Source organism: Agrobacterium sp. CFBP 3001 (assembly GCF_027871605.1).
GTDB lineage: Bacteria > Pseudomonadota > Alphaproteobacteria > Rhizobiales > Rhizobiaceae > Agrobacterium > Agrobacterium leguminum.
In genome coordinates this window covers 1-2,499 of the sequence record NZ_JAQAHD010000050.1, presented here as the reverse complement: position 1 = coordinate 2,499, position 2,499 = coordinate 1, and the positions used below count along the sequence as shown (strand labels likewise).

2 protein-coding genes are annotated in these 2,499 nt (G+C 56.5%); both read left to right on the top strand.

All coding sequences use genetic code 11. The features are described from left to right. The first annotated feature begins 112 nt into the window (after window positions 1-112). Window positions 113-1,642: an IS21 family transposase gene (gene istA, locus PH605_RS25200; protein ID WP_111796982.1), complete on the top strand. Its 1,530-nt coding sequence runs from the start codon at window positions 113-115 to the stop codon at window positions 1,640-1,642. After that, window positions 1,632-2,444: an IS21-like element helper ATPase IstB gene (gene istB, locus PH605_RS25195; RefSeq protein ID WP_111796911.1), complete on the top strand. Its 813-nt coding sequence runs from the start codon at window positions 1,632-1,634 to the stop codon at window positions 2,442-2,444. The genes istA and istB overlap by 11 nt, the downstream gene beginning before the upstream one ends. The last annotated feature ends 55 nt before the right edge of the window (window positions 2,445-2,499 follow it).

Below are 2,499 nucleotides of genomic sequence, written 5' to 3'. Positions count from 1 at the left end.
TGTTGATTTCCACTGAGAACTGACCCGGTAGCCCAGGATATTTCCATCGAGAATTGACCCATGTTTGAACCTTGCCCTGCGTGTTTTCAGCGGGGGCTACGGAGTGATCGACATGGCGTTACTGAGCGTGATCCGACGCTGGCATTTTCGAGACCACATATCGATCCGGGACATTTGCCGCAGGACCGGCCTATCCCGGAATACCATCCGCAAATATCTCCGGCTTGATGGCGTGGAACCATCGTTCAAGGTGCCGGAGCGGCCGAGCAAGCTTGATCCTTTTGCCGACCGGCTGTCAGCGTGGCTGCGGACGGAAGCCAAAAAGAACCGGAAGCAGCGGCGCAACCTGAAGCAATTACATGCCGATCTGGTGAGCCTTGGCTACGAGGGATCGTATGGTCGGGTTGCTGCTTTTGCTCGGGAATGGAAAGCTGATCTGCAAAGGGAGCTGCAGACATCGGGACGTGGGACGTTCGTTCCGCTGGCCTTTGATCCGGGTGAGGCCTTCCAGTTCGACTGGTCGGAAGACTGGGCAATCATCGGCAATGAGCGCACCAAACTGCAGGTGGCCCATACAAAGCTTAGCTATTCCAGGGCGTTCATCGTCCGGGCGTATCTTCTGCAGACGCACGAGATGCTGTTCGATGCCCATAACCACGCGTTCCGTGTCTTCGGCGGGGTGCCGCGGCGCGGCATCTACGACAACATGCGCACGGCAATCGATAAGATTGGACGCGGCAAGGAGCGCGACGTCAACATCCGCTTTATGGCAATGGCCAGCCACTACCTCTATGAGCCGGAGTTCTGCAATCCGGCGTCTGGTTGGGAGAAAGGCCAGGTCGAGAAGAATGTTCAGGATTCGCGCCATCGGTTCTTTCAACCGACACCACGCTTTCCATCGTTGGAAGCCCTGAACGACTGGCTGGAGCTTCGATGCAAGGAGGTTTGGCAGCAGACCCCGCATGGAAAGATGCGTGGCACTATCGCTGACCTCCTGGCCGAGGAAACAAAAACTCTGATGCCAACGGCGCGTGTCTTCGATGGTTTTGTCGAGCATAGCAAACGGGTGTCCCCAACCTGCCTGGTTCACTTCGATCGCAATCGCTACAGCGTTCCGGCATCCTTTGCCAACCGACCCGTCAGCATTCGAGTTTATCCAGACCGTATCGTTGTTGCAGCGGAGGGTCTGATCATATGCGAGCATCTTCGCGTCATCAGCCGGTCGCATGACGGACCTGGGCAGACGATTTACGATTGGCGGCACTATCTCGCGGTCGTGCAACGCAAACCTGGCGCTCTTCGCAATGGTGCGCCGTTCGTCGATCTTCCCGAAGCCTTCAGAACGCTGCAGCAGCACCTGCTCAAAAAGCCGGGTGGCGATCGAGAGATGGTCGATATTCTGGCGCTTGTTCTCCAGCACGACGAACAGGCAGTGCTATCGGCAGTCGATATGGCTTTGACGTCCGGAGTTCCGACCAAAACCCATGTGCTAAACCTGTTGCATCGCCTCGTCGATGGCAAATCCTCGACACCACCTACGATCGACGCGCCGCAAGCTCTTACACTTGCCAACGAGCCCAAGGCCAATGTCGAACGCTACGATACCCTGAGGAAGACTGCGGAGGTCCGCCATGCGTCATAACCCAGCCAGCGGAGCGATCGTTATCATGCTGCGCCAACTGAAGATGCACGGCATGGCTCAGGCAATCGGTGAGCTCACCGAACAAGGATCGCCAGCTTTTGAGGCTGCCATTCCTATTCTGTCGCAACTGCTCAAAGCGGAAACGGCAGAGCGGGAGGTTAGATCAACCGCCTATCAGCTCAAAATTGCCCGCTTCCCGGCCTATCGCGATCTCAACGGCTTCGACTTCTCCAGCAGCGAGATCAACGAGGCGCTCGTGCGCCAACTCCATCGCTGCGACTTCCTCGATGATGCCAACAACATCGTGCTGGTCGGCGGACCTGGGACAGGCAAAACCCATATTGCCACCGCTCTCGGTATCCAGGCAATCGAGCATCATCACAAACGCGTCCGGTTCTTCTCAACAGTCGAACTGGTCAACGCGCTTGAACAGGAGAAGACGCAAGGTCGCTCAGGGCAGATCGCCAATCGGCTTGTCCATTCCGATCTCGTCATCCTCGACGAATTGGGCTACCTGCCGTTCAGCGCGTCGGGAGGAGCTTTGCTGTTCCATCTCCTGAGCAGGCTCTACGAACGTACCAGTGTCGTCATCACCACCAACCTGAGCTTCAGCGAATGGGCCAGCGTCTTTGGCGATGCCAAGATGACCACGGCGCTGCTCGACCGCCTGACCCACCACTGCCACATCCTCGAAACCGGAAACGACAGCTTCCGCTTCAAGAATAGCTCAGCTCATGAACCGAAAAACACGAAGGAGAAAAACAGGAACTTGACCTCTACACCAGACCCGAAACATATCTAAAAGGCGGGTCAAATCTCGGTGGAAATACCGGGTCAGTTCTCAGTGGAAATCAACA

Excerpts from the sequence above, each read along its gene's own strand:
- istA (WP_111796982.1), top strand. The coding sequence starts at position 113 with ATGGCGTTACTGAGCGTGATCCGACGCTGGCATTTTCGAGACCACATA.
- istB (WP_111796911.1), top strand. The coding sequence starts at position 1,632 with ATGCGTCATAACCCAGCCAGCGGAGCGATCGTTATCATGCTGCGCCAA.